This window comes from Deinococcus metallilatus (genome assembly GCF_004758605.1).
Classification (GTDB): domain Bacteria; phylum Deinococcota; class Deinococci; order Deinococcales; family Deinococcaceae; genus Deinococcus; species Deinococcus metallilatus.
The window spans coordinates 2,617,501-2,644,061 of record NZ_CP038512.1 but is presented as its reverse complement, the minus strand read 5'-3'; the positions used below and the strand labels follow the sequence as shown (position 1 = coordinate 2,644,061).

Here is a 26,561-nt window from a genome sequence, read left to right as displayed (position 1 = left end):
CCGTTCCTGACGGGAATTTCATCTGACCCCTGGGGGATTGCGCCAGGGGTCACATCTTGTACACCAAAACAGAAGGTCGTACAAGTCATTGTAGCTCCAGGGTGCAAAGTGTTACAGTCAGGCACCTGAGAGCGGCCCTCTGTTGCCGGGCCACCCTGTCCATGCCTTCCTGCCTTCAGCGAGGCAGCCGGGTTTTTGTTGCCGTTTCTCTCCCAAGGAGCCTCCATGACCACCACGCCCAGCCCCACCCTCAGCAACTTCGACGAGAACGCCCACCACATCGCCAGGCGGCAGTATTTGCAGGCGGGGGACGGCGACCTGGGCGGGATGTTCCGCCGGATCGCGGACTGGGTGGCGGGCGCGGAGGCCCCGGAGGCGCGCGAACACTGGGCGCAGAAGTACTACGACCTGATGGCCGAGAAGAAGTTCTGCCCCGGCGGGCGCGTGCTGGCGGGCGCGGGGACGCAGCACGGGAACGTCTTGAACTGCTTCGTGCAGGGCGCGACCGAACACGCCCCGGAGAGCTTCGACGGCGTCATGGAGGTCGCCAAGAAGCTGGCCCTGGTCACCAAGGTGGGCGGCGGCAATGGCGTGAACCTCGACGTGTACACGCCCCGGGCCCAGAGCAGCCGCCCCGATGCGGGCGTGCGCGGCTGGGCCTACATGAGCGCGGCCCACCCCGACGTGGACGACTTCATCGAGGGGCTGATGCGCCCCCCCACCCAGCCCGACGGCGACAAGCAGCCCGTCGCGGTCCGCAACTGGACCCGCGTGGTGTACGGGCAGGCGATTCCCGCCGAACTGGTGGCGCGCGCCCGGCAGAACGGGGTGCAGATTGTGCGCGCCCTGCCGGAAGGCGTGCAGCCCGTCGCGGACGACATGGGCGGCATCGTCGACGCGGCCCGCGCGGTGGCCGAGAGCGCCAAGGTCGGCGTCGAGCCCCGCATCGACCTCAGCGAGATGCGGCCCGAGGGTGCGCCGATCAAGGGGTCGGGCGGCACCTCCAGCGGCCCGGTGTCGTTCCTGATGGAGATTTTCGACAACTTCCTGGAGTGGGCCAACCGGGGCGGCGAGACGAGCGGACCGATCAACACGCTGCGTTTCGTGTATGCGCCGGTGCTGCGGGTGGTCCGTCAGGGGGGCTGCCTGCACCCGGACACCCTCGTGAACACCAGCCGGGGCACGTTGCGTCTGCGCGAACTGGCCGACCCCTTCACCTTCGGCTGGCAGGATCACACGCTGGAAGTCGCCACCGACGAGGGCTGGAAGCGCAGCCCCCAGACCTTCAACAACGGGATTGCTGACACCCTCAAGGTCACGCTCGACAGCGGCCTGACGCTGCAAGGCACGCCCAACCACAAACTGAAGGTGCTGCGCGAGAACGGCGCCCGCGAGTGGGTCCGCTTCGACGAACTCCAGCCGGGCGACTGGGCCATTCAGGTGCTGGACGAACACACCGGCAGCCCCGTGACCCTCGCTCCCCTCGGCGCAGGCGGCACGCACTTCAACGCCAAGACCATCCGGACGCCGGAAACCCTGACGGAAGACCTCGCCTTCTGGCTGGGATACCTGTGGGGCGACGGTTTCGTCAGTGACGGGCGTGTGGGCTTCGCGGTCGCGCACGGCTCCCCGATGGTGGAGGTCGCGCCGCGCCTCTTCCGCGACCTGTTCGGCCTGGAAGTCAGCGTGGAGCAGAAAGAGAATGACGCCAGCCTGATCTACGTCACCAAGAGCAGCGCCCTGGTCGCGTGGCTGAACCAGAACGAGCTGCACAAGGGCAAGGCCCGCGAACTGGAGTTGCCGCGCCCCATTCGGCAGGCACCACGCAACGTGGTGGGGGCGTTCCTGCGTGGTCTGTTCGAGGCGGACGGCACGGTCACGGCAGGTTACCCCCTGCTGAGTACCGCCAGTGAACGCTTCGCGCAGGACGTGCTGGTGATGCTCGGCGGCCTGGGTATTCCGGCCAAGCTGATGCGTTACAACCCCCTGCCGGGGCGCTACTCCAAACACGAGCAGTACCGCGTCCGCGTGATGACTGCCCTCGGACTGGAACGCTACCTGGAACGTGTCGGCACGCTGGAAGGTTCACGTCTGAGCGTGCTGAGCCGGTTCACGCCCGACACCCGGCGCGAGTCCTCCTGGCCGCTGCCACACGCCGCTGCGCTGCTCGGGGGCGCGCTGGAGGCACTCCCCGCCGGGCGCAAGGGACAACCCAGCCCGCACACCGAAACGCGCAAGACCCTCAGCCGGTACGTGCGGGGGGAGCGGAACCTCACGGCCACGGCTTATGCCGCTCTCAAAGAAAACGCCCAGGTCACTGACCTGATCCCCGACTTCCAGTTCAGCGAATACTACGTCCCGGTGCGCGAAATTACGCCCGGCGGCCGCATCCTGACGCTGGATATCTGCGTGGACGACAACAACACGTACCTGGCGGGCGGCGTCGTAACCCACAACACCCGGCGTGGCGCCGGGATGGCCACCATCTCCATTGAGCATCCCGACGTGCTGGACTTCCTGACCGCCAAGGACCTCGACCGCGAGGCCGCCGAGGGCGACATCTCCACCTTCAACATCTCGATCCTGGTGACCGAGAAGTTCTGGCAGGCGCTGGAACGCGACGCCCTGTGGCATGTGGACGTGCAGGACGTGCCCGGCAAGTATTACCTGGCCCCGCAGACCGGGATGTACGATGGCCGCCTCCCCGCCCTGCCCGAACGGGCCGAGGACGGCGCGCGCGGCGTGCCCCTCTACCAGACCGCGCCGCAGGGCCGCTACAACCCGGCCGACAAGCGCCCCGGTGTGCCTGCCAAGTGGCTGTGGGACCAGATCGCTCAGCACGCCTGGGCGACGGGTGAACCGGGACTGATCTTCGTGGACCGCGTGAACGAATTCAGCGCGCTGAAGAACCTGGGGAAGCGGTATGAGATCCGGAGCACGAATCCGTGCGTGACGGGGGATACGCTGGTCGCGGTCGCGGATGGACGTGGTGCGGTCAGCTTCCGGGAACTGGCGGAGATGGGTCGAGACGTTCCCGTGTATGCGAAGGATGACCAGGGGAACGTCGTGGTGCGCTGGATGCGGAACCCCCGCGTCAGCGGCTACGCGCAGGCCATCTATGAAGTTACGTTCGACGACGGCCTGAAGACCCGCGTGACGGGCAACCACAAGTTCAACCTGACGGACGGGACGTTCCGCGAGGCGTTGCAGTTGCAGCCGGGGGAATCGGTGGCGTCGCTGACGCGGTTCCATGCGAAGTTCGATGAAGTGTTCCCACATATGACCAAGACGAAGGGTCAGGACTATGTATGGCTCACGGGTGGCAAAGGTAAGCCAAAAGGCGAGCATCGTCTGATTGCAGCCTTCTCTCTCGGCCGCGCCTTGAAGACGGGCGAAGTCGTACATCACCGGGACTATGACGCGCAAAACAACTGCCCTGACAACCTGGAGGTCATGAGTGTCGAGGCGCACGATGACCTGCACCGTGCGAACATGCTGGGCGACAGCAACCCCATGCGCGAACGTTGGTGGGGCCAGCTCACAGACGCCGAGAAGCATGTCTACCGTCACCGGATGAGCGCCGCCACGTCGGGTGAGAACAACGGGCGTCATTCCGGCCTGTCCCACAGGGAACTGGAAGAGGCGGCGCGTGAACTGGCCCGAAGCCTGGGCCGGGGTTTCACGAACCGCGAGTGGCAGGCTTATGCCGGAGAGCGCGGGCTGCCCCAGAGTTTCTCCGAACACCGGGAGGCGGAACTGGGGAGCGTGAATGCCCTCTCCGAACGGGTGGCGGCCGAGCTGAGTCTCCTGGTGCTGCCACGCGGTGTGGGCCAGTCCCGCCAGGCCGTCCACAATTTCGACCTGCTCCAGTCCGCTCTCCGCTCCGGGTATGTGGCTGTGCGCCACGAAGGGAACTTCTACCCCATCGTCACCCGCGCCTGTGAGGACTGCGGGACGCACTACGAACAGCCCTGGAACCGCCGCGAGGTGAGCTACTGCCGTCCCTGCGGCCTGAAGCGGGCCTCTGCTGCCGGACGTGAGGGGGCACGAGCCGCCCTGGGGCAGGTCAGTGCGAACACCGGCGAGCGGCAGGTGCGGGCCTTCAACGACCTGAAGTTCCGCCTGGGGCGCCGCCCGCTCAAACAGGAGTGGGAAGCCCACTGCCGTGAAACGGGCGTACCTGTGCGCCTGCACCCCGGCGGCCTGCCGACCTACGCTGCTCTGGCTGAACGGGCCAGCGTGGCGAATCACCGGGTCGTCTCCGTGGAGTATGTCGGCGTTGAGGACGTGTACAACGGGACGGTGGACGAGTTCCACAACTACTACATCGGGCATCATGCTGTACAGTCTGCGGGCGAAAAGATGCGCTTCAGTTATGTAAATACCAGACAATGTGGCGAGATCCCCCTCACCATCGGCGAGCCCTGCGATCTCGGGGCCATCAATCTTGCCGCCTACGTCCAGAACAGCACCTTCGACTACGCCACCTTCCGCGCCGATGTGCGGACCTGCGTGCGCTTCCTCGACGACGTGCTGGACGTGAACGTCTTTGCGCTGGAGGACAACCGCGTCGCCTCCCAGGACCTGCGCCGCCTGGGCCTGGGCGTGATGGGCCTGGCCGACGCCCTGATCAAGCTGGGCCTGCGCTACGACTCGGAGGCCGGGCGCCAGGTCATCTCCGAGATCATGAGTGCGCTGCGGGAAGAGGCGGTGGCCGAGAGCGAACGTCTGGGCCAGGAACGCGGCGTGTACCCCGTCTATGAGCGCAACGCCAAGAAGATTCCCCATCAGCCCCGGCGGAATGTCGCGGTGCTGACCGTTGCGCCGACAGGCACCACCAGCATGCTGATGGGCGTCTCCAGCGGCATCGAACCCGTCTTCAGCCCCTTTATCTGGCGCAAGATCGGCAGCGAGTACCGGGCCCTGCTGCATCCGCTCTTCATGGAACTGCTGAACCAGTACCCGCCCGCCTCGAACATGGAGGGCGAGCAGGGCGGCTGGAACTGGGACCGGGTCACCGAGGCCGTCAGCGAGAATCACGGCAGCGTGGTCGGCCTGGCCTTTATCCCCGAAGCCCTCCAGCAGGTCTTCGTCTGCGCCCACGACATCAAGCCGGTGGACCACGTGCGGATGCAGGGCACCGTGCAGAAGGCCTTCGACGACGGCGGGCAGCACGCGGCCAACAGCCTCTCGAAGACCATCAACCTGCCCAACAGCGCCACTGTGCAGGACGTGCAGCAGGCCTACAGCGAGGCGTACAAGACCGGCTGCAAGGGCATCACCGTCTACCGCGACGGCAGCAGGCAGTTCCAGGTCCTGAGCACCAGCAAGAAGAAGGAAAAGAAGGTGGAAGAGCCAGCGGCCCAGGCCGCCGCCGAGGTGATGGGGGAAGGGACGGAGAGCAGAGAGGAACCTGCCGCGCCTGCTGCGGCTCCCGCTGCCGTCGCCCGGCCCGCCGTGGTGGCCCAGCCGCCCGTCTACGAGCGCCCCGCCCGCCTGAGTGGCATCACCGACATGGTCAAGCTGACCGACCCGACCAGCGGGCACCGCCGCTCCTTCCTGGTCACCGTCAACCACCTGAACGGCAAGCCGGTCGAGGTTATGGTCATCAGCGGGCGCGCGGGCGACGAGGCCAACGCCGACTCCGAGGCGCTGGGGCGCGTCGTGTCCATCGCCCTCCAGCACGGCGTTCCCGCCCAGGCCCTCATCAAGACCCTGCGCGGCATCAACGGCGGCCTGTACGGCAGCTACAACGGCCGCCTGGTGGGCAGCAAGGCCGACCTGATCGCCGTCGCCCTCGACACCTTCCAGAAGGACATGGAGGCTGCCGCGCTCCCGCCCCTCGCCGGGGCCAGCGTGGACGTGCCCGCCCTCGCCCCTGCGGCTCAGAACGGCGTCAGCATCGAGAGCATGGACGGCATGAGCCGCGAACGCTGCCCCGTGTGCGAGGAGAAGGCCGTGATCCGGGAAGAGGGGTGCCTGAAGTGCCAGGCGTGTGGGTACAGCAAGTGCGGGTGAGCGACTGGCCCGACAGGACAACAGACGGCGGCAGGCAGCACTCTTTCCCAATTGAGCAAGAAAGGCAATAAGAAGTAAGCCCTACCGCCCCACCTTCAAAATCCTTCCGCTCCCGTACTCCGCCACGTACAGTTCGCCCCCCTCGTCCTCCCCGAAGGTCGAGGGGTTTTCGACGCTGCCGATACGGACCTTGTTCCAATTCTGGCCGGTGGTGGGGGCCGCCCAGACGGTGCCGCTCCCGAAGTCGGCGAAGACGTAGCGGCCTTTCAGGGCGGGAATGGCGCCGCCCCGGTACACGTACCCGCCCGTGATGCTCTGGCCCTCGTCGTGGTTGTACACCAGGACGGGTTCGGTGAGGCCCTGCGTCCGGCAACCGCTGGGCGGATTGAAGCAACGGCGGCCCTCGCGGAGGCGCCAGCCGTAGTTCTCGCCGCCCTGACTGGCGCGGGGCTGGCGGTCCACTTCCTCCCAGGTGTCCTGGCCCACGTCCGCGATGATCAGGTCACCCGTGACGCGGTCGAAGGAGAAGCGCCAGGGATTGCGCAGGCCGTAAGCCCAGATGTACGGGTTGGCCCCCGCCTTTCCCAGGAAGGGGTTGCCGGGGGCGGGTTTCACCCCGTCACCGCGCACGTCGAACCGCAGCAGCTTGCCCAGCGGCGAGGCCAGGTTCTGCGCGTTGTTCTGGGGATCACCGCCGCTGCCGCCGTCGCCCAGACCCAGGTACAGGAAGCCGTCGGGGCCGAAGGCGAGCTGCCCACCGTTGTGGTTCGCGTAGGGCTGCGGGGTGGTAAAGAGGATGCGGGCGCTCTGCGGGTCGGCTCGGGAGAAGTCCGGGGTGGCGGTATAGCGGGCCAGCACGGTATCCCCGTTGCGGTCGGTGTAATGGACGTACAGGCGGCGGTTCTGCCGGTAACCGGGATCGAAGGCGAGGCCCAGCAGTCCCCGCTCCCCGCCCGCGCGGGTGAGGGCGCTCACGTCGAGGAAGGGCTGGGCGCGGACCCGTCCCCCCTCGATCACCCGCACCTGCCCCTCCTGCTGCGCGGCATACAGGCGGCCCGAGCCGTCCCCCGCGTGCGTGAGGGTGGTGACCTGCGGCAGACCCGCCACGAAGGGCGTGAAGCGGACGCCGGGCACGGCGGTGTTCTGCGCCCAGGCGGGGGCGGTCAGCAGGGCGGCAGCGAGGACCAGCGCGGCGGGCAGGCGCGGGAGGGTCATGGGTCATTGTGCGCGCCCCGCCCCGCCGGGACTGTCATTCGCCGGGCAGGAGAAAGCACAAACCGGAGGTTTCCCCCGGTCCAGCCCCCCTTACGCTTCCGCCTCCTCGCCCTTCTTGCCCTTCTTGTACGGTCCTTTTTCCTTCCACTTCAGGCGCACCGGAATTCCGGCCAGCCCCAGGTCCTCGCGGATGCGGTTCTGGAGGAAACCCTCGTAGGCGCGGGTCACGAAGTCGGCGCGGTTGCAGAAGATGGCGAAGGTGGGCGGCGCCGTTTCCACCTGGGTCATGAAGTACATCTTCAGCTTCTTGCCGTGGAAGTTGGGCACGGCCTGGCGCATCTGCCAGATTTCCAGCCAGCGGTTGAGTTCGGCGGTCGGAATGCGGCTCTGCCACTTCTCGTAGAGCTTCATCGCTTCCGCGAGCATGTCGTGAATGCCGTAGTCATTGATGGCGCTGGTGTACACGCGCGGCGCGTAGGAGATGTGGTGGAGCTTCTGGTTCAGGTCCTTTTCCGTCCGCTTGAGGTCCTCGTCGGGCACCAGGTCCCACTTGTTCACCACCACGATCACGGGCTTGCCGCTGTCGTAGGCCAGGTTGGCGAGCTTCAGCTCGTGGTCGCCGATGTCGGTGGCGTTCACCACCAGCCAGATGATGTCGCTGCGTTCGATGGCGGCCTCGCTGCGCTGGATGGCGTAGTCCTCGATGGCCGTGTCGGGCTTCTTGCGGATGCCCGCCGTGTCCACCAGCACGAACCGCTGCCCGCCGTAGTTCCATTCCACGTCCAGGCTGTCGCGGGTGGTGCCGGGCTGGTCGGCCACAATGGCCCGCTCGCTCTGGGTGATCGCGTTCAGCAGGCTGGACTTGCCCACGTTCGGGCGGCCGATCAGGCTGATGCGGATGGGCGCGATTTCCGGCACGTCCTCCTCGTCGGGGGGGAGGTACTGCATCACGCGCTCCATCAGGTCGTCCAGGCCGCGCGCATGCTCGGCGCTGATCGCCACCGGATCACCGAAGCCCAGGCCCCACAGCTCGGCCAGGTACACGTCATGCTTGGGGCTGTCGATCTTGTTGGCGGCCACGATCACCGGTTTGCCCAGCTTGCGGAGCCAGTCCGCGACCTCGTAATCGGCGGCGGTCAGGCCCTCGCGCGGGTCCACCACGAAGATCACGGCCTGCGCGCCTTCCATCGCCCACTCGGCCTTTTCCCGGATGGCCTGCTCCCACTCGTCGCCGCTCCACAGGCCGCCGGTATCCACCAGCACGATCCGGTGGTTGTGGTAGAGCATCAGCCCTTCCTTGGCATCCCGCGTCACGCCGGGAAAATCGGCCACCACGGCCTCGCGCCGCCCCACCAGGCGGTTGAACAGGCTGGACTTGCCGACGTTGGGCCTTCCCACAATCGCCACTTTTTGCATTTTGGACGCTCCTTTCGGTGTCGAAGCTGCCCCGGCGTCAGGGGGAGCTTCGCCGCTGCCCGCCGCCTTCACTGAGGCTGGACGGGCCATAGGTGAAAAAGTATAGCGTGGGGGGTGGAGGAGGAAGGTAAGGTCCATCCCCTCACCAGAGGGCCGGGGTGAGCGGCGCTGCGGTGGGAAAAGGGTGTCCCGTTCCGCCGCACCTTGCGGAAGCTCTGGGCGGCTGCGGCCCGAAAGCGCCTCTGCCCTGCCTGCCTGAGAGGGGAAGTCGGCCGCCCGCGCCAGCGTTTCAAAAGCCGAAGGGGCTATGGCGTCAGCAGGTTTGAACGGCTGAGCGTGTTCTTCCGTCTTGACCGGGAATTCGCCTGCATAAGTTGACTTCCCCTGCATCCCACGCTATCCTTTTTTTATCACCGCCCGAGAGGCGGCTTTTTTATTGCTCGACCTCGATGGGTTCCCGCAGGGCGGGTTCGACTTCGCCCTCCATGTACTGTCCGGCCTGGAGGCGCCACAGTTCGGCGTACTCGCCGTTCCGGGCGAGCAGGCCAGCGTGGGTGCCGTCCTCGATCAGACGCCCGGCCTTCATCACCAGGATGCGGTCAGCCATCAGGACGCTGCCGAGGCGGTGGGTGATCAGCAGGGTGGTGCGCCCACGCGAGAGCGCGGCGAAGGCGGCGAAGACCTCGGTTTCGCTGCGGGGGTCGAGGGCGGCGGTGGGTTCGTCAAGGATCAGCACCCTTGCGTCACGGTACAGCGCCCGGGCGGTGGCGAGCTTCTGCCACTGGCCGCCCGAGAGGTCCACCCCGCCGAAGGCCTGGCCGATGCGGGTGTTCAGGCCGTCCGGCAGACGGGGGAGGACGCTCTCCAGACCGCTGGCACAGACGGTTTCCGCGAGTTTGGCCTCGTCCTCGGGGCGGCCCAGCAGCACGTTCTCGCGTAGCGTCCACTCGAAGCGGGCGAAGTCCTGAAAGACGGCGGCGATCTGGGAACGCCACTCGGCGGGGTCGAGGCCCCGCAGGTCGGTCGCCTCGCCCGGCCCACCGACCAGGATGCGCCCGGTCGTGGGGTCGTAGAAGCGCAGCAGCAGCTTGATCAGCGTGGTCTTGCCCGCGCCGTTCTCACCCACGATGGCGACGACCTGACCCTCGGGGACATGCAGGGTCACGCCCTCCAGCACCGGCGGGCCGTCCCGGTAGGCGAAGCCCACGTTCTCCAGCGTCAGGTCGAGCCGCGCGGGGAGGGGCCGGGGCGTCTCGGGCGGGGCGACCCCTGGGCGGGCGTCCAGAAAGGCGTAGTACTTCTGGAACCACCGGAGGTGCTCGGTGCCCATGCCGAGGTATTCGGTGACGCTGCCCAGGCCCTCCCGCACCTGCGCCAGCGCCCCGATCACCAGCACGACCGCGCCCGCCGTCAGCCGTCCCGCCCCGGCCTGGGCGACCGCGTAGGCAAAGAGGCCCGCCGTCACCGCCAGCGCGAGTGCCTGGGCGGGCAGCACGCCCAGCACCTGCTTGTTCCGCATGCCGCGCATCACCCGTTGGTAGTCGAGGGCCTTGCTGACGTACCGCTCCGTGAGGTAGGGCATCAGGTCGTAGAGGCGGACCTCCTTGGCGTACTCGTGGCGCATGGAAACGCGCTGGTCGTAGGCCAGTTCGCGGGACTCCTGGGTCCGCTGGATGGTCAGGCTCCAGCCCATCTCGCGCAGCCGGATCTGCGTGCGGGCCAGCGGAACCATGCCGACCACCACCACCAGCGGCACCCACCAGCCCACCGTCAGCAGCGCCCCCGCGACACCCAGCACCCCCACCAGCGAACGCAGCAGGCCCAGCAGCGTCGCCGTGAGGTTCAGGGGCCGGAAACGCGCGCCCATTTGCAGCGTCTCCACGTCGTCGTGAAAACGGGGGTCTTCCACCACGTCCAGGCCGGGGAGGGCCTGCATCTTTCGCATCAGGCTCGTGACCGTCTGTACCGTGAAGTGGTCGGCGGCGTAGCCTTGCAGCACGGTACTCGCCACCCCGGTGAGCTGCGCCACCAGCGCCGTGCCCGCCCAGGCCAGCGCCAGCAGCGTCAGATTCGCCTCACCTCCCCCGACCACGTGGGTGATGCCGTCCACCGTCCACTTGCTCAGGAAGATGGTCGCGGCGGGCGTCAGGCCCTGCACCACCACCATCAGCCCCATCAGGGAGACGATGCCGGGGGCGCTGCGAACGAGGGCGGGCAGGGCGCGGGCCAGGATTGCGAGCAATTCATGCGTGGGGATGGGGTCGGTGTTGGGGGGTTTCCGCACCCCCCGAGTGTAGGTACGGCTGCGGGCGTCAACCGTGCGCGGGGGCCTCGTCTGCGGGCGTAACCTGTGCCACAATAAATGCATTAAGGAAGCACGCCGCCCAGGTCAGACCGGGCGGCGTGCTTCCTTGAACCGTCAGTGTAGGGTCTTGAGGTACGCCTGAATATCCGCGAGCTGCGCGTCGTTGATCTGCGCCTGCGAGAAGCGCGGCATGACGGTCGAGAGTTCGTGGTCGGGCGCGTGCCCCTCGTGCACTGCGGCGGAGAACTGGGCCAGCGTCCAGCTCGTGGGGCCGTTCGCGGCGACCAGGCTGGGGCCGATGCCGCCCTGGGCGTTCGCGCCGTGGCAGCCCGCGCAGTTGCTGGCGAAGACGGTCTGCCCGCCCTGGGCATTGCCTGCCTGAGTGGTGCCTGCCGCCGCGCCTGCACCCGCTGCCGCGCCCGTCGCGCTGCCAGCGGTGGCGGCCGGTTCGGAGGCCGTGCCGGGGGTCGCCGTGGCGCTGCCGCTCTGGCCTGCCCCGGCGGTCGCGGGGGCTGCGGTGCCGGTCGTGCCCGCCGCCGTGTTTTCAGCCGCGTTGCCCGTTCCGGTGGCCGTGGTCCCCGTGCCCGTCGTCCCGTTGCCTGCGGCCGCGCCAGCGGGTGGCGTTCCCGGCTGCTGGACCGTGTTCTCGGTGCCGGTCGTGCCGTTGCCGGTCATGGTTTCGGCCGTGCCCTGGACCGGGGCGGGCACCTGGGTGTTCTGCGCCGTGCCGCCACCGCCGCTGGTCGTGTTCGTGCCTGCCGAGGGGGTGGCGGTGCCCGCCGCCGGACCTGTCGTCGCGGTGCCCGTACTCGCGGTGCTGGAACCTGCCGTGCTGGCGCCCGCTGCCGAGGCGTTCGCCTGTTTCTGCGCGCTCATCACGCGCGGGATGACGATCAGGAACGCCACGCCCAGAACCAGACCGAGCGTCACGCCCAGTACCCACGACATCACGTCGCCCGCCACCCACCGGTTTTGTCTTGTTCGCTTCACCGACATACCGCCAGCATACGCCCCCGCGCGGGGTTTCCCGTCCCCGGGTTCCTTTAGGTGGGCTTGTGCGGAGGCCGCGTCACAGCAGCCGCTCGGGCGGGGCGTCCTCTTCTGCGGGCCACCATTGCAGCCGGGCGAGGTCGCAGCGGCCCGAGGCGTCGAAGGTGACGCCCTCGGCCTCCAGCAGCCGTTCCTGCATGTCGCCAAAGCCCAGCTTGTGGGTGCTGACGCGGCCCTGCGCGTTGATCACCCGTTGCCAGGGCAATTCTCCTCCACCCGCCAGCGTGTTCAGCACATACCCCGCCTGCCGCGCCGCACCCGGCTGCCCCGCCAGCAGCGCCAGTTGCCCGTAGGTCATCACCCGGCCCGGCGGGATGCGGGCGACCAGCGCCAGCACGCGCTCGCGGAAGGTCCCCTGCGCCTCCCCCGCCCCCGCCTCACTCGCCACGCAGCGGCCCCCACAGCGCGTCCTCGTCGGGGAGGGGAAAGCTGCTCCCCTTGAGCGCGAGCAGCATCTGGCCCCGGTGGTGCGCGTCGTGCGTGAGCATGTGCAGCAGGAACTGGGCGGCGCTGGGGTGAGAGAGATTGCCGGTGCCGTCCGCGTGCGTGGCCGTGTCCAGGGCGGTCGTCCAGACCTCGCGCAGCACCTCGGCGGCCCGCGCCGGGTCTTCCTGCGCGGTGAAGTTCCCCCACAGCGTGCCGCTGTACAGGACGGGCAGGGGAGAGGCGGCCTCCTCGTCCAGTTGGGAGAGCCACTCCTGCGTCACGCCCGCCATGTGGGCCAGATGTTGCGCCACCGTCATCCCGCCGCCGGGCATCTGCGCCCGCATCATCTCCGGGGTCAGGTGGGCGCACAGGACGTCGTTCACGCGGCTGTTCGCCTCCACCGCCGTCTCCAGCACCGCTCTCGTTTCGGGGTTCATGGTTTCAGCGTACCCGCAGAAGCCGACAGAACGTGTCGCCTTTCGCCCTCCGGCTGCGGCCCGAAGCGCAGCGGCGCGTGTCCCGGGACCGCCTGGGCCGCGAACTCGTGCAGCCCCAGGCGATCCGGGGCTTCGAGGTGATAGCGGAAGTTCCAGAGGTAATGCTGCACCACCCGTTCTGGCAACCCCAGCTTGCGCGCGTGCCGCGCCGCCACGTCCGCCAGATGCCCGATCCCGTGCCGCCGCGCCTCCCGCATCGCCTGCACCAGCGCGGGCGGCGGCGGATTGTCACGGCGGTAGGCCCACACCGCGAAGACGAAGGGATGCCCAGTCAACCGGAACCACTCCTCGGCCAGATCGGTGACGGTGATACCCCGGCCCTCGTGCGGCAGCATCGTCATGGTCGTCTCGGGCGTCAGCGGTCCAGCCACCCGGTACCACTCGCGCAGGGCACTGTCCCCGATCCGCAGCACGCCGTCATACCCGGAGGCGAGCAGGTCCTCGGCCTCGCCTTCCGCGCGTTCGAGGGCGGGGGAGAGGCCGCGCGCCGCCAGCAGCACCTCCAGCAAAGCGACGCTCATCGCGCTCTGGCGGGTCAGGGCCACCCGCCGCAGGCGTTCGAGCGGGACGGTATGAAAGAGGTTCACCGAGTACACCGGCCCCAGCACCGCCACGCTGAAATCCGGCAGCGCCTCCAGCACGTCCGCGTGCCGGATGAACTCCACCGCGCTGATGTTGGCGATATCCACCTCGCCCGAGAGCAGCGCCGCGTTCATCTGGGTGGGTACGCCGGTGATGGCCGTCACGCCCGCAGGGAGGGTTAGCGAGTCGAGGATGGGGGCGACGTTGGTGTAATGAATCCAGCCTGCTTGGTAAGTCATGGAGCACTCCTAGCTTGTGGCATGTGGCTTGTAGAAGCCGAAAGCTGAAGCGCGAGCAGAAGCTCGTCCATACGCCACAAGCCACGCGCTACACGCCCCCTCACGGCACCACCTGCACGCATACCGCCCGCCACTTGCCCCCCCGCTTGGCATACACCCGCAGGAAGCTCTGTACCCGCACGCCGTTCCCGTACAGCGTGCCGCGCGTCACCGCCGTCTTGCCGTAGACGTGGGCGGCGTGGCGCTCGAACATCAGGGCCAGCGGGGGGTTGTGGCGCATGCCTTCCAGCAGGTCGGCCTTGAAGGCCACTTGGCCGTCTGGAAAGAAACCCATCCAGTCCTCCGCGAGCAGCCCCGCCATCAACTCCGGGTCCCGGTGGTGGTAGGCAGCGTTCCAGGCGTCGTCCAGCGCCAAGACAGCGTCCAGGTCCGCCTGCACACTAGTCCGCCGCCTCCGCGTTCGGGCGGGGGAAAACCTCCAGTTCGTTGTAGTAGGCGTCGCGCAGCACCGGCAGGCGCCCGGCCTGCTGGATCATCTTTACCATGCCCGCCTGCGACAGCGCCATCGGGGAGGTCGCCCCCGCCGCGTGCGCGATGTGTTCCTCCTGAATGGTGCCGTCAATGTCCGAAACGCCCCAGTCGAGGCTCACCTGCGTGAGTTCGGAGCCGATCATCACCCAGTAGCCCTTGATGTGCGGGAAGTTGTCGAGGTACACGCGCGCCACCGCCAGGTTCCGCAGGTCATCCAGGCCGGTCGTGAACTCCGTCTTGCCGAGGTTCTGCGCCAGGGTGTTGCCGAGCGGCTGGAAGGCGAGCGGGATGAAGGCGTGGAAGCCGCCCGTCTCGTCCTGAAGGTCGCGCAGGCGGTGCATGTGGTCGAGCCGTTCTTCCAGCGTCTCGATATGTCCGTAGAGCATCGTGGCGTTCGTCCGCATCCCCAGCGAGTGCGCCTCGCGGTGAATCTGGAGCCACTTCTCGGCCTTCACCTTGTTCTTCGCCACCTGTCGCCGCACCCGGTCCGCGAAGATTTCCGCCCCGCCGCCCGGCATCGCGGCCAGTCCCGCCGCCTGGAGTTCGCGCAGCACCTCCAGCGTGGGCATCTTGCTGATCTTGGCGAGGTGTTCGATTTCCGCCGCCGTGAAGGCTTTGACCTGAAGGTCGGGGAACGTCTCGCGCAGCCGCCGCACCATCTCGGGATAATAGGCCCACTTGTGGTTGGGGTGGTGCCCGCTGCTCATGTGCAGCTCGGTGATGCCGGGGAGATAGCGCCGCCGCACCTGCTCGACCACTTCCTCCGGTGAGTAGTCCCAGGCGCGTTCCTCGCCCTTGCGCGCGGCGAAGGCGCAGAAGGTGCAGCCCACGTAGCAGATGTTGGTGAATTCCAGCCGCATCGAGTGGACGAAAAACACCTTGTCCCCGTGCAGCCGCTCCTTGGTCCGGTTCGCCAGGCGCATCAGCGCGTTCAGGTCGCGGGTGTAGTACAGCCGCATGCCCTCGTCAAACGAGAGGCGCTCGCCTGCCTCCACCTTCTCGACGATGGGGGCGAGCAGGGGGTCGCGCAGCCACTTCATGGGGAGCAGGATACGCCCGCGCGGTACAGGAGAGTGTCCCGGGAACCCTCCGGCTCTCAAAAGAGAGCGGCGCGTCCCACTTCAGGAACGCGCCACCCGGCTGCGGACGTTCGGCCAGAGGTTGTGGTTCAGCCAGAGGTTGCGGCTGTGGGCGGCTGAACGCTCTGCACGGCGGTCACCCCGCCCCGCAGCGCCGTCGGCTCCCCCTCCAGCCTGGGGGTCACGAAGTAGAAGGCCAGAGCCAGCAGCAGGTACACGGCCAGCAGCAGCACGCCCTCGAACCAGGTGGCCTCGCCGTCCTTGGTGACGGTGGTGACGGTCAGGGCGACCGCCACGATGGCGACCATTTCGAGCGGGCTGGCGAACACCAGATTCATCGGCTGGCCGATCAGGAAGGAGATCAGCACCAGCAGCGGCGCGGTGAAGAGGGCCACCTGAATGGTCGCGCCCACGGCGATGTTGATCGCCAGGCCGATCTTGCCCTGCCGCGCGAAGTAGCTGCCCGCGATGTACTCCGCGAAGTTGCCCACCACCGCCAGCACGACGATCCCCAGGAAGAACGGGCTGAGGCCCAGCGTGCTGCTGGTGGCCTCCAGGGCGCCGGACAGCAGCTCGGACTCCAGCGCGATCAGGGCCGTGCCGCCCACCAGCACGGCGGCGGCCTGCCAGACCGGCCACAGCGGCCCCTGGTGGGGTTCGTCCTCCAGCGCGAACACGTCCTTGTGCGTGAACAGCGTGTACACCAGGTTCAGGAGGTACACGACGATCAGCACCAGCGCCACGCCCAGGCTGAGGTACTCGTCGAGGTTGGTTCTGATCCCCTCGTTCCCGGCCAGGAACGCGGGCAGCCGCTCGGTGTAGTCGAACAGCGCGGGGATCAGCAGCGCGATCACCACCAGAAACAGCATCGAGTTGAGCTGCCCGGCGTTCCGCCAACTGAACTGTTGCCGCGTGCGGCCAAAACTGCCGATCAATATGGCGAGGCCCAGCCCCAGCAGCGCGTTGCCGAGGATGCTGCCGGTGATCTGCGCCTTGACGACCGTGACGTTGCCGCTCAGCAGCACGAAGATGGCGATGATCAGCTCCGCCAGATTGCCGAAGGTCACGTTCAGCAGGCCGCCGATGGTCGGCCCCGCCCGCGCGGCGACCTGCTCGGTGGCCTTGCGGAGCCAGTCGGCCAGCGGAATGATCGCGACCGTCGCCGTGACAAAGACCCACAGCGGCGGCGCGTGAAACACATACTCCAGCAGCAGGCTGATCGGGAGGAAGACCAGCAGCAGGTTCATGATCATGCCGTGAGTCTATAGGCCAGCCCGGGCCAGGCTGCCCGGACCTGTCGCCCCCTCACGCCCCGCCGATGGCGAGGGCCCCCACCCGCACGTCCGGGGCGCTGACCGCGTCGGGGGTGTCGTGCAGCTCGTTCCCCACGGCCTCGATCCCCGCCAGCAGGTCGAGGATGTTCCCGGCGACCGTGAAGACCTCCAGCGGATACGCCGTCACGCCGTCTTCCAACCAGAAGCCCTCGGCTTGCAGCGAGAAGTCCCCGGTGATGGGATTCGCGCCCGCATGGCCGCCCGACACGCCGGTCAGCCGCACCCCCGTGAGGCCGGAGGCGAGGGCTGCCGCGTCCGTGTCCCCGGCTTGCAGGATCAGGTTGCTGGGGGCCACGCCCACCGTGCCCTGAAGGCCCTGGCGCGCGGCGTGTCCGGTGCTGACGGTTCCCGCGCGGGCGGCGGTCTGCGCGTTGTGCATGAAGGCGCTGAGTCTGCCGCCCTCGATCAGCGTGAGGGGCACGCTGGGGCAGCCCTCCGCGTCGAAAGCGCGGGAGTTCAGGCCGCGCACCGGCGTGGGGTCGTCGCGCAGGGTGACCAGGGGACTCGCCACCGGCTCGCCCAGGCGACCCGCCAGCGGACTCTTGCCCTCCTCGACCATCTTGCCGCTGAACATGCCTGCGAAGAGCGCCAGCAGTTCGGCCAGGCACTCGCCGCTGATGACTGCCGGGAAGGTGCCGCTGGGGGCGGGCCGGGCACCCAGCAGGGCCAGCGCCTTCTCCACCGCCGAGAGGGCCGTGCGGGTGGGGTCGAGTTCGGTGAACTCGCGGGTGAACTGCCAGTCGGGCTTCATCTTGTTCTGGCCGCCCTCGCTGACCAGCGGCGCCGTGTAGTGCAGGGCATAGAGCTGACGCGCCTCGCGGCTGAGGCCCGCCGTGTTGCCGACGAGACGCTGGCTGTCACTGTCCTGATAGCCGCCGTAGGGCACGCTCACCACGCGCGGGTCGGCCTCCCGCGCCGCGCGGTCGAGATCGAGCGCCACCTGCACCTTCTGCTCGACGCTCACGCCGCTGAGGCCCTCGCCGTAGAGGTCGAGGGCAGGCGGCTCCGGCCAGGCGACCAGGCCCGCGCCGGGTTCGGGCGCGACCAGTTCGGCGTTCTCGATGGCGCTGTCCAGGGCACGGTCCAGCGCGGGCCGGGAGAGGTTCTCGGTGAAGCTGTGGCCCCAGGCGCCCTTCACCAGCACCCGCAGCGCCACGCCCTGCCGGGCTTCGAGCTTGAACTCGCTGACCTCGCCGCCGAACGCCTCCACGCTGGTGCTGGTCCCGCGTTCCCCGTACACCTCCAGCGTCACGCCGCGCTCGCGGGCGCGGTCCAGCAGGTAGGCGCGGGCGTCCGCGATGCTGAGCTGCTCGGTCTGGGTCATGCGCGGCCTCCCACGGTGATTTCCGAGATCAGGATGTGCGGCTGGCCCACGTCGGTCGGGAGGCTGCCGGACACGCTGCCGCACATGCCCTGCCCCAGCGCGAGGTCGCCCGCCACGCCCACGATGTTGCGGAGGTCCTGCGCGCCGTTCCCGACCAGCGAGGCTCCCTTGAGCGGCTCGGCCACCTGCCCGTCGCGGATCATGTACGCCTCCTGCACGGCGAAGTTGTAGTCGCCGGTACCGGGCGTCACGCTGCCGCCGCCCATCTTGCGGGCGTAGATACCGCGCTTCACGCCGGAGATCAGGCTCTCGGGCGTCTCCTGGCCGTTGTCGATGAAGGTCGAGCGCATCCGGCTGGCGGGCGCGAAGGTATAGTTCTGCCGCCTGCCGCTGCCGGTGCGCGCGTAGCCGGTCTTGAGGCTGCCCACCCGGTCCACCATGAAGGACTTCAGCACGCCCTTCTCGATCAGCACGGTGCGCTCGCCGGGCATCCCCTCGTCGTCCACCGTGACCATGCCCCAGGCACCGGGGATGGTGCCGTCGTCGATGGCGGTGACCGACTCGTGCGCGATCTTCTCGCCCAGTTTGTCCGCGAAGACGCTGGCGTTCTTCTCGACGGCGGTCGTCTCCAGAATGTGCCCGCAGGCCTCGTGGAAGATCACCCCGCCGAACTCGTTGCCGATCACGACCGGGAGTTTTCCGGCGGGCGCGTATCCGGCGCGCAGCATCGCGTTGGCGATCCGGGCCGCCTCCGCGCCGATCTGCTCGGGCGTTGCCGTCTCGAAGAACTCCAGGCCCTGCCCCGCGCCCGGCCCGTAAGACCCCGTCTCACGCAGCGTGCCGTCCTGCGCGATGGCGCTCACCGTCAGCCGCGTCCACACCCGCTCGTCTTCGGCCCACACGCCCTCGGAGTTGGCGATCAATACGCGCTGCACGCGGTCGAGGTAGTTCACGTCCACCGTCTTGACGTCCCCGACGCCTGCCGCCGCGCCGTGTGCCCGCCGCATCAGGGCGAGCTTGTCGCGTTTGGCCGCGTGGAGGGGGTGCTCGCGGGCCACGTACAGGGGCGCGGCGTCCACCCGGCGGAAGTCCAGCCCGCCTGTTCCCTCACGGGTCGTCTCGCCTGCCCCGCCCCGGGCGCGTGCCACCTGATCGGCCAGGTCGCGCAGGCCCGTCGGCGTCACGTCGTTGGTGTAGGCGTAGACCACCCGGGTGCCGTACAGCAGCCTCAGCCCCGCGCCGAACAGGTTGCCGCCCCCGGCGTCCTTCACCTCCCCCTGGTGCAGCCGCAGGGTGGTCGTCAGGGTGTCTTCGGCGAACAGTTCCGCGAAGTCGGCCCCGCCCCTGCGGGCGAGGGACAGGACTTCGGCGGCCAGGGTCTGACTCAGCATCGGTTCTCCTGAGGGCCGCACCCTGATGGGAGCGCGGGCGGGCCGGGTGTGAGAGGGCCAGGGGGAAGGGAAAACTCAGTTCGCCCCGCATTCTGCCCTGCCCCCGCCCCGCCTGCCACGTCACTTGCCCGGCTAGGCCATTTCGCTGAGAGGCGGCGTGTCCAGCCGCGCCCGCACCCCGGGCCAGTCCTCCCGCGTCACCGAGTACATCACGGTGTCACGCATGGTGCCGTCCGGCCGCCGGATATGCCGCCGCAGCACGCCCTCGCGCACCGCGCCGAGTTTCTCGATGGCCCGCTGGCTGCGCGTATTCAGGAGGTCGGTCTTGAGCTGCACCCGCTCCATGCCCATCTCCTCAAAGGCGTGGGCCAGCAGCAGCCGCTTCATCCGCCGGTTCGCGCCCGAGCCGTGCCAGCGCGGATGCAGCCAGGTCCACCCGATCTCCAGCCCACTATGCGCGGCGCGGATGTCGCCGTAGCGGGTGCTTCCGGCCAGTTCGCCGCCGACCTCAATCACGAAGGGCATCTGGTCGTTGGCGTCCAGCGCGGCCTGATAGTAGGCGGGTGAACTGGGGGGCGACCCCATCAGCCGCAACTCCTCCGCGCAGTCCTGCGCCAGCGCGCACAGCGCCGGAATGTCCGCTTCGGTCAGGGGTCGCAGCCGGAGATCGCCGTCTCGCAGGGTGAGGTCGTGGTGCATCCCCGCAGTGTGGCATGACAGCAGTGTGGCATGGCAACAGAATCGCGGCGGCGCGCTACGCTAGAGGCGTGAAGGACGGCGAGCAAGGACCGCGGGAACGCTGGACGGTGGACGGCATCGAGGACGGGCCGCATGGCCGGGTCGCGCGGGTGGAACGGGAAGACGGGCGCACCTTCGACCTGCCGCTCCACGCCCTGCCCGAAGGCGTGCGGGAAGGGGACGTGCTGGCGGTGCAGGACGGCCCCGACGGCGTGACGGTGCGGGTGCTGCCCGAAGAAACCCGCGCCCGGCGGGAGCGTGCCCAGCGCCGCCTCGACGCGCTGAACCAGCCCGCCGAAGACGGTGAGGAGATCAACCTGTGAGCCAGAAAAAGACCCCCGCCCGCAAGGCGCCCGAAAAGAAAGCCCCGGCCCGCAAAGCCGCCTCCCGCGCCCCATCCGGCAAGAAGGACGGGCGGCCCCTGCCCAACTCCCGGCGCGGCCCCAGCTCCTCGGACCTGCTCGGCCTGCTGGTGCTGGCGCTGACGGCGAGCCTCGCGGCCTGCGCGTTCGGCGGCGACAAGAAGGGTGGGGACGAGAAGACCGGGCAGCCCGGCGGACAGGTGACGGTCCGTTTTCTGGATGTCGGCCAGGGCGACGCCGTGCTGGTCCGCAGCCCCGAGGGCAAGACCCTGCTGTACGACGGCGGCCGCAGCACCAGCAAGATGCAGGACTACCTGCAAACCTACGGCGTGGACCACCTGGACCTGATGGTCGCCAGCCATGCCGACGCGGACCACATCACCGGGCTGATCCCGGCCGCCGAGCAGGCCAAACCGACGCTCTTCATCAACAACGGGATAGCGGGCACCACGCAGACCTGGAAACGGCTGGCGGACGCGCTGGAAAAGGCCGGGACCACCTTCCAGAAGGCCAACAATCAGGTCATCAACCTGGGCAGCGTGAAGGTGCGGGTGATCGCCCCGCCCGCCGGAATGGGGAGTGACCAGAACGACAACAGCGTGGGCATCCGCCTCGACTTCGGGGACTTCCACGCCCTGATGACCGGCGACAGCGAGACGCCCGAGACGGCCGCCTGGCTGGCCGAGAACCGCGCCGATATCCATGGTCCCTTCCAGGTCTACAAGAGCATCCACCACGGCGCCGCCAACGGGGACAACCAGTCCTGGCTCGCCGTCGTCCGCCCCGAAAACGTCGTCATCAGCGTTGGGGAGAACAACTACGGCCACCCCACCCAGAAGGCCCTGGACCTCTACAAGCAGAACGGTATCCGCATCTACCGCACCGACCAGCAGGGCACGGTGACGTTCATGGGCAGCGGGGACGGGAAATACACGGTGACGACGGACCGGTGAGGCAGAGCGCCGTTTCCTTTGCCCCCTGCGTTCTGCCCGCTGCGTTAAACTTCCCCCCTGATGTTCGGACCTCTTAGGCCCCGCAGCCAGCCGCAGCCGGGGCATCTGTATGATGTGGCGGTGGTCGGCGCGGGCCTCGCGGGCACGGAACTGGCCTGGCGACTTGCGCGGGCCGGGCGGGACGTGCTGCTGGTGTCGCAGGCGCTCGATCACCTCGGCAACCTTTATCAGCCCACTGTTGACGGCGCGGCCTTTCCGGTGGGTAGCCTCTTCGCCCGGGTCGCCGCCCAACTGGCCCCCGCCACCGACGGCTGGACCTTCCACCGCCATCTCAAGGCAGAGGTCGAGCGGGCGGCGGGCATTCACCTGCTGCAAAGCACCGTCACCGAGCTGGACGAGGCGGACGGTCAGGTGACGCTCTCCACCTGGGAGGGGCCGGAACTGCACGCCCGTGTGGCAGTGCTGGCCGTCGGCGCGTTCCTGAAAGGCCGCCTGCTGATCGGGGACACGCTGGAGGAGGCCGGGCGGCTCTCCGAGGTCGCCTACGACTTCCTGGCCGACGACCTGGCCCGTTCGGGCGTGTGGCTGATCGGGGGCGAGCAGACTGCCGCCGGGGTGGAGGGGGCGCCGCCCTACGACGTGCGTTTCCTGACGCCCGCCCCGTCAGAACTCGCGGGCTTCCGCCTCGCGCGCTTCGGGCGGGTGTACGCGCTGGGCCGCTGCACGCCGGGTGACCACACCTATACGAGTGTGCTGGAGGATGCTGCGCGGCTGGCGGACGAACTGGTGGGGGGAGAGGCATGATCTCCCGCCTCTCGGACTTCCACTTCCCCGACAGCGCCGCGCGCCTGTACCCGGACACGCCGGGGCGGCCCTGGGTGCTGGAGGTCGGCTTTGGCGACGGGCGCTTCTGGCCGCACTACGCGGCGACTTTTCCCGAAGCGCCCAATTACCTTGGTGTGGAGATCAGCGGCGTCTCGCTCCTCAAGGCCGAGCGGCGACTGCGGGCGGCGGGCCTGACCAATGCCGTGCTGACCAAGCTGCCCGCTGCGCCCCTGATCCGCGAGGTGGTGCCTTCAGCCGCGCTGGACGCCATCGTGGTGAACTTTCCCGACCCCTGGCCCAAGGCCGGACACGAGGAACACCGCCTGCTGCGCGCGCCCTTCTTCCGCCTGGCCGCCAGCCGCCTGAAACCCGGCGGGGCCGTCCTCTTCACCACCGACCACGACGAGTATTTCGAGTTCGCCTGCCGGGAGGCCGAGGCAAGCGGCGTGATGCGGGTGGAACTCACCGACCCGCCGCCCGCCGCGCTCGAAACCAAGTACGCCCTGAAATGGCGCGACCTGGGGCTGGGGGCCCACCATGCCCGTTTCGTCCCGACGCGGCACCCCCACGTGCCGCACGGCACCCTCGCCCGTTACCCTGATTCGGAGGATTCCCCCGCCGTGCCCCACGCCATCCTGACCCTGCCCCCGGCCTTCGACCCCAGCGCCTTTCAGAAGCACACCGCACGCGGCGGCCAGACCCGCGAGGACCCGGCGGGGTGGACCGTCGTCCTGCTCGATCTGTACCGCAGCCTCAAGCAAGACGGCTGGGTGGTGCTGGCGCATGTGGTGGAAGGCGAACTGACGCAGGAAGTCCTGATCGGCATCACCGGGCGGGAAGACGGCAGCCACCTTGTCCGCCTCGCCCGGTTCGGCGGCCCCATCATCACGCCGGGGGTGAAGGCAGCGGTGGGCGTGGTGACGGACTGGCTGGAAGGGCAGGGGGCGGTGGTGCGGCACCGGGGGTACTGAGCTTCAAACATCGTCTACGAGCTGCCCCGGTTCCGTGACCTTCCCGTTCGGCCTTTTTTACGAGATGCGCTATGCTGTGCGTAAGGTTGTCAGCCACAAGGTCACGCGCGTCCGTTGAAGTCACGCATTTCCAGGTTCGGTGGGCAGGCGTGGTTCACCGCGTCCTCAAGCGGGCCGTGTTCGCGTTCCCACGAAGCCGCCGCGTCCCAGTCGTATTCAACGCGGCGCGCCTCCATCTGCCAGCGCCCCCCACGTCGGGTCAGGAGTGCCCAGCGTGCCCGCGGGTCCCCGTCTCCCTGCGACGACACTGGCCCCACGCTCACCAGCAGGCAGCCGTCAACGCTACGAACGTCCTCACGGTGCATGTGCCCGACGAGGACGACCTCCGTCGCTGCCGCAACATTGAGCCGCTCGCGGATCTCATGTTCTGGGCGACGTACATACCCTGAGCCGTCCCAACTGAGCAAGAGACTGTCCCAGGGTGTCGCGGGTGTACCGTGGGCAGCGAGAACCGCACCATGCACAAGACTCGCTGTGGTCGGTAACGTCGCGATCCGCTCAAGTTCCGCGCGTGGGAGCTGTTCCGCCAGCCATGCCTGCAAGCGCGCGAGTTGCGGGTGGAGTTCTGCGGCAGGCGTGACGAGCCGCTCGTCGTTGTTGCCGCGAACCTCGACCGCGCCCAGTGCCCGCTGGAGCATGAGCGCCCCAACCGGGTCCGCCTGTCCCCACACCTGATCCCCGAGGTTCACGATGACGTCCGGCGAATGATGCCGGATGTCCTGTATGACCGCTTCAAGGGCAAACGCATTCCCGTGTGCGTCCGTGAGGATGGCAATGCTGAGGTCCGAAGGCACGGCCCAATCTACCCGCACCTGTGGGCAAGCTCGCGCGAAGACAGTCGCATAGACCCTACCTTGTACAGGTTGTGCCCCACCTCCACTTCACCCACGAACCCCTCAGCGTGATTCTCCCCGCCGTGCGCGCCGCCCTCACTGAAGCGGGGGAGGTCAACTTCACTGTTCCCGACCCGGACGCGGGCCTGGGCCTCTATGCGGGCGAGACGACCGCGCAGGGCATTCACCGCCCGTGGCAGACCTGGGCTGACCTCGCGGACCTGCTGGGCGCGCACCTGCTCACGCCGGAGCGGGTGGGGGAGGGGCGGGTCAGGGTGCGGTTGCGGACGTACAAAGACGCCCCGGCTCCTGATGCGGACGGCTACGGCGCGGCGGGTGCCTGGGTGCGGGTCGACAAGCTGGAAGACCCGGTGTTCCTATTCACGCTGGTGGAGGCCCTGCGGCGCGTGAACCCCCCGGCAGGCGGGCGCGTGCTGGCTCTGGGCGTGAATGCGGGCCGTGAGCTGGACGCCCTGGCGCTCGCCTTTCCCAACCGGACCTTCGAGGTGGTGGGCGTGGACCTAGACGAGACGGCCCTGGCGGCGGCCCGCGCCCGGCATCCCCACGCGAGCTTCCGCGTGCTGGACGTGACCACCCTCCCGGCCCCGGACCTGGGCCGCTTCGACCTCGTGCTGGCCCTCAGTCTGCTGCAAAGCCCCAGCATCCGCCAGGACGTGCTGCTGCGCGCCCTGCGGCGCGACCATCTCACGCCCACGGGTGGCCTGATCCTGGGCTTTCCGAACGCCCGCTACCGCGACGGCTTCCTCAGCTACGGCGCCCGGTTGCGGAACTTCGCGCGCCCCGACCTCAGCCTGCTCACCGCCGACGTGACCGCCGCCCACCGGGGCCTCCAGAAGCACGGCTTCAAGGTGTTCGTGACGGGCAAGTATGAGGTGCTGGTGACGGCGATTCCGGCGAAGTTGCCCACGCCGGGCGATCTGGAACTCTGAGGGGAGGAACGCGCGGGACGGGGTTCTGAAGGCCAGGACCTCGCGCGTCAGGCGTTGCCCCGCTGGTCCTCTTGCGGTGCCGTCACGTCCTGAAGGTTCTCCCGCAGTTCGCTTAGCTTCTCCTGCCGGTCGAAGTTCTTCTCCAGCCCGTCCGCGTCCATGTCCCCGGTGGCACCCTGCATGCCTTCCTCGATCACCGTGTTCTGGTCGAGGTCGCTTTCGTCCAGGTAATCCTCACGTTTCGTGTCAGCCATGCCCCATCTTCCCGGCCCCAGGTGAGGCGAACGGCCCGGGCGTCCCTACCTGCCTTTAACCTCCAGCAAAAAGCCCCCAGCCGGGGCCTGCTGACCGCTGACGGCTGAGAGCTGACGGCTTCCTCCCTACTTCCGGCTGCCAATCGCCAGCAGCGCCCCGAACAGCGCCAGATTCTTCATGAATTGCGTCTGCTGCTGCCGCCGCTCCGGCCCCTGTTTGTCCCAGAAGGGGTGGCCGATGGCCGTCGTGGGCACCAGGCTGACCGCGAGGGCTGTACTGGCCAGACGCGGCGCGACGCCCAGGGCCAGCATCGCCCCGGCGCCCAGCATCACGGCGCTGTTGACCTTCACCGCCAGTTCCGGTTCGGGAATCTCCGCCCCCCGTGCCGCCCGCACGATGGGGTCGGGGTTCTGAAGGTGGTCCATGCCGCTTTTGATGAAGATGCTCGCGAGGAGTGCCCGTCCAATAAAGCCCGTCACGCTCATGCCTGCCTCCTTGGGGTGGGGGAAGTGTAACAGAGGGCAGAAGGCAGATCACCCCTGACCGCTTCCTCCAATTCCTACAATTGCCGGTGCAGTTCCCGGAGCAGTGCGCCCACCGCCTCCACCCCCGCCGTGAGCAGGCGGACGTACTCGGCGTGGGTGATCGGGCCTTCCTCCGCGCCGCCCTGGGCCTCGATCAGCAGGCCCGCGTCGGTGGCGACCACGTTCAGGTCGGCGCGGGCGACCTTGTCCTCGGCGTAGTCGAGGTCCACGCGCAGTTCGTCACCGATGAGCCCGACGCTGGCCGCGCCGACCGCGTGCGCGAGGGGCCATTCGCTGAGTTTCCCGGCGTGGATCAGCCGGTCCGCGAAGTCGTGCAGGGCGGCATATCCGGCCAGGACACTGGCGACCCGCGTCCCCCCGTCCGCGACCAGCACGTCGCAGTCCACATAGAGCGTCTGGTTGCGGAAGTGGCGCAGGTCGAGGCTGGCCCGGAGCGCGCGGCCCAGCAGGCGCTGAATCTCGTGGCGGCGGCCGTTCTGGAGGTTGCGTTCGCGGGCCTGGCGGTCGGTGGTCGCGCGGGGCAGCATGGCGTATTCGGCGGTCAGCCAGCCTTCCTTCTTGCCGCGCATGTGGGGCGCGGGTTTGTCCTCTACGCTGACGGTGGCGAGAATCTCGGTGCGCCCCAGCTTGAGGTGGGCGCTGCCGGGCGCGTGCGGGTTCAC

General features: G+C 68.6%; 23 protein-coding genes (1 of these 23 running past the window's edge). 6 read left to right on the top strand and 17 right to left on the bottom strand.

Annotated elements, in window-relative coordinates:
• The first annotated feature begins 225 nt into the window (after positions 1 to 225).
• Complete coding sequence (locus E5F05_RS21785; protein WP_129120182.1) at positions 226 to 6,018, top strand: TSCPD domain-containing protein; 5,793 nt, start codon at positions 226 to 228, stop codon at positions 6,016 to 6,018.
• An 81-nt stretch (positions 6,019 to 6,099) separates the two neighbouring features.
• On the opposite strand, the gene E5F05_RS18860 is transcribed toward E5F05_RS21785, so the two are convergent.
• The 13 genes from E5F05_RS18860 to E5F05_RS18800 form a co-directional block, all read right to left on the bottom strand.
• Positions 6,100 to 7,233 (bottom strand): PQQ-dependent sugar dehydrogenase, encoded by a 1,134-nt coding sequence (locus tag E5F05_RS18860; protein ID WP_129120181.1) that lies wholly within the window; start codon positions 7,231 to 7,233, stop codon positions 6,100 to 6,102.
• Positions 7,234 to 7,323: 90 nt separating this feature from the next.
• Entirely contained in the window at positions 7,324 to 8,649 is a 1,326-nt protein-coding gene (gene der / locus E5F05_RS18855) for a ribosome biogenesis GTPase Der (protein ID WP_129120180.1), read from the bottom strand.
• A gap of 433 nt (positions 8,650 to 9,082) precedes the next feature.
• On the bottom strand, positions 9,083 to 10,933 hold the full coding sequence (locus tag E5F05_RS18850) for an ABC transporter ATP-binding protein (protein WP_241687236.1): 1,851 nt from the start codon (positions 10,931 to 10,933) through the stop codon (positions 9,083 to 9,085).
• A 135-nt stretch (positions 10,934 to 11,068) separates the two neighbouring features.
• The gene (locus E5F05_RS18845) at positions 11,069 to 11,950 is read right to left on the bottom strand and encodes a c-type cytochrome (protein ID WP_129120178.1); all 882 of its coding nucleotides are present in this window, start codon (positions 11,948 to 11,950) and stop codon (positions 11,069 to 11,071) included.
• Between the two features lie 73 nt (positions 11,951 to 12,023).
• Positions 12,024 to 12,392 carry an MGMT family protein gene (locus E5F05_RS18840; RefSeq protein WP_241687235.1) on the bottom strand — a complete coding sequence of 123 codons (369 nt, stop codon included), beginning with the start codon at positions 12,390 to 12,392 and terminating at the stop codon, positions 12,024 to 12,026.
• Positions 12,382 to 12,867 carry a DinB family protein gene (locus E5F05_RS18835; protein WP_129120177.1) on the bottom strand — a complete coding sequence of 162 codons (486 nt, stop codon included), beginning with the start codon at positions 12,865 to 12,867 and terminating at the stop codon, positions 12,382 to 12,384. The genes E5F05_RS18840 and E5F05_RS18835 overlap by 11 nt, the downstream gene beginning before the upstream one ends.
• On the bottom strand, positions 12,864 to 13,748 hold the full coding sequence (locus tag E5F05_RS18830; RefSeq protein WP_129120176.1) for a menaquinone biosynthetic enzyme MqnA/MqnD family protein: 885 nt from the start codon (positions 13,746 to 13,748) through the stop codon (positions 12,864 to 12,866). The genes E5F05_RS18835 and E5F05_RS18830 overlap by 4 nt, the downstream gene beginning before the upstream one ends.
• A 100-nt stretch (positions 13,749 to 13,848) precedes the next feature.
• Positions 13,849 to 14,187 (bottom strand): nuclear transport factor 2 family protein, encoded by a 339-nt coding sequence (locus E5F05_RS18825; RefSeq protein WP_129120175.1) that lies wholly within the window; start codon positions 14,185 to 14,187, stop codon positions 13,849 to 13,851.
• Position 14,188: 1 nt separating this feature from the next.
• On the bottom strand, positions 14,189 to 15,319 hold the full coding sequence (gene mqnE / locus E5F05_RS18820) for an aminofutalosine synthase MqnE (RefSeq protein WP_129120174.1): 1,131 nt from the start codon (positions 15,317 to 15,319) through the stop codon (positions 14,189 to 14,191).
• Positions 15,320 to 15,447: 128 nt separating this feature from the next.
• Positions 15,448 to 16,611 (bottom strand): calcium/proton exchanger, encoded by a 1,164-nt coding sequence (gene cax, locus E5F05_RS18815; RefSeq protein ID WP_129120173.1) that lies wholly within the window; start codon positions 16,609 to 16,611, stop codon positions 15,448 to 15,450.
• A gap of 52 nt (positions 16,612 to 16,663) precedes the next feature.
• A complete protein-coding gene (locus E5F05_RS18810; RefSeq protein ID WP_129120172.1) occupies positions 16,664 to 18,016 on the bottom strand; it encodes a TldD/PmbA family protein in 1,353 nt (450 codons plus the stop codon).
• Positions 18,013 to 19,407, bottom strand: a complete 1,395-nt coding sequence (locus E5F05_RS18805) for a TldD/PmbA family protein (protein WP_129120171.1) — start codon at positions 19,405 to 19,407, stop codon at positions 18,013 to 18,015. The genes E5F05_RS18810 and E5F05_RS18805 overlap by 4 nt, the downstream gene beginning before the upstream one ends.
• 132 nt (positions 19,408 to 19,539) lie before the next feature.
• Complete coding sequence (locus E5F05_RS18800; RefSeq protein ID WP_129120170.1) at positions 19,540 to 20,106, bottom strand: GNAT family N-acetyltransferase; 567 nt, start codon at positions 20,104 to 20,106, stop codon at positions 19,540 to 19,542.
• A 68-nt stretch (positions 20,107 to 20,174) separates the two neighbouring features.
• Here E5F05_RS18800 and E5F05_RS18795 point away from each other — a divergent pair, with 68 nt between their 5' ends.
• Genes E5F05_RS18795 through trmB form a run of 4 tightly spaced genes read left to right on the top strand, consistent with a single transcriptional unit; the run spans position 20,175 to position 23,256 of the window.
• Positions 20,175 to 20,468 (top strand): DUF3006 domain-containing protein, encoded by a 294-nt coding sequence (locus E5F05_RS18795; protein ID WP_241687234.1) that lies wholly within the window; start codon positions 20,175 to 20,177, stop codon positions 20,466 to 20,468.
• Entirely contained in the window at positions 20,465 to 21,460 is a 996-nt protein-coding gene (locus E5F05_RS18790; protein WP_164973559.1) for a ComEC/Rec2 family competence protein, read from the top strand. The genes E5F05_RS18795 and E5F05_RS18790 overlap by 4 nt, the downstream gene beginning before the upstream one ends.
• Before the next feature lie 60 nt (positions 21,461 to 21,520).
• The gene (locus tag E5F05_RS18785; protein WP_129120168.1) at positions 21,521 to 22,264 is read left to right on the top strand and encodes an FAD-dependent oxidoreductase; all 744 of its coding nucleotides are present in this window, start codon (positions 21,521 to 21,523) and stop codon (positions 22,262 to 22,264) included.
• Entirely contained in the window at positions 22,261 to 23,256 is a 996-nt protein-coding gene (gene trmB, locus E5F05_RS18780; protein WP_129120167.1) for a tRNA (guanine(46)-N(7))-methyltransferase TrmB, read from the top strand. The genes E5F05_RS18785 and trmB overlap by 4 nt, the downstream gene beginning before the upstream one ends.
• Before the next feature lie 101 nt (positions 23,257 to 23,357).
• Here trmB and E5F05_RS18775 read toward each other — a convergent pair whose 3' ends face one another.
• Entirely contained in the window at positions 23,358 to 24,110 is a 753-nt protein-coding gene (locus E5F05_RS18775) for a metallophosphoesterase family protein (RefSeq protein WP_129120238.1), read from the bottom strand.
• Between the two features lie 71 nt (positions 24,111 to 24,181).
• On the opposite strand from E5F05_RS18775, the gene E5F05_RS18770 reads away from it, so the two are divergent.
• Positions 24,182 to 25,099, top strand: a complete 918-nt coding sequence (locus E5F05_RS18770) for a class I SAM-dependent methyltransferase (protein ID WP_164973558.1) — start codon at positions 24,182 to 24,184, stop codon at positions 25,097 to 25,099.
• A gap of 47 nt (positions 25,100 to 25,146) precedes the next feature.
• Here the strand turns inward: E5F05_RS18770 and E5F05_RS18765 are convergent, their stop codons facing one another.
• From E5F05_RS18765 to rph, 3 genes are all read right to left on the bottom strand, one after another.
• Positions 25,147 to 25,353, bottom strand: coding sequence for a hypothetical protein (locus tag E5F05_RS18765; RefSeq protein ID WP_129120165.1), 207 nt, complete (start codon positions 25,351 to 25,353; stop codon positions 25,147 to 25,149).
• Between the two features lie 126 nt (positions 25,354 to 25,479).
• On the bottom strand, positions 25,480 to 25,839 hold the full coding sequence (locus E5F05_RS18760; protein ID WP_129120164.1) for a DoxX family protein: 360 nt from the start codon (positions 25,837 to 25,839) through the stop codon (positions 25,480 to 25,482).
• A gap of 74 nt (positions 25,840 to 25,913) precedes the next feature.
• A protein-coding gene (gene rph, locus E5F05_RS18755; protein WP_129120163.1) for a ribonuclease PH crosses the window boundary here: on the bottom strand, positions 25,914 to 26,561 show its 3' portion. 66 nt of this gene lie beyond the right edge of the window; only the last 648 of its 714 coding nucleotides appear in the window; the start codon falls outside the window, past its right edge; the stop codon is at positions 25,914 to 25,916.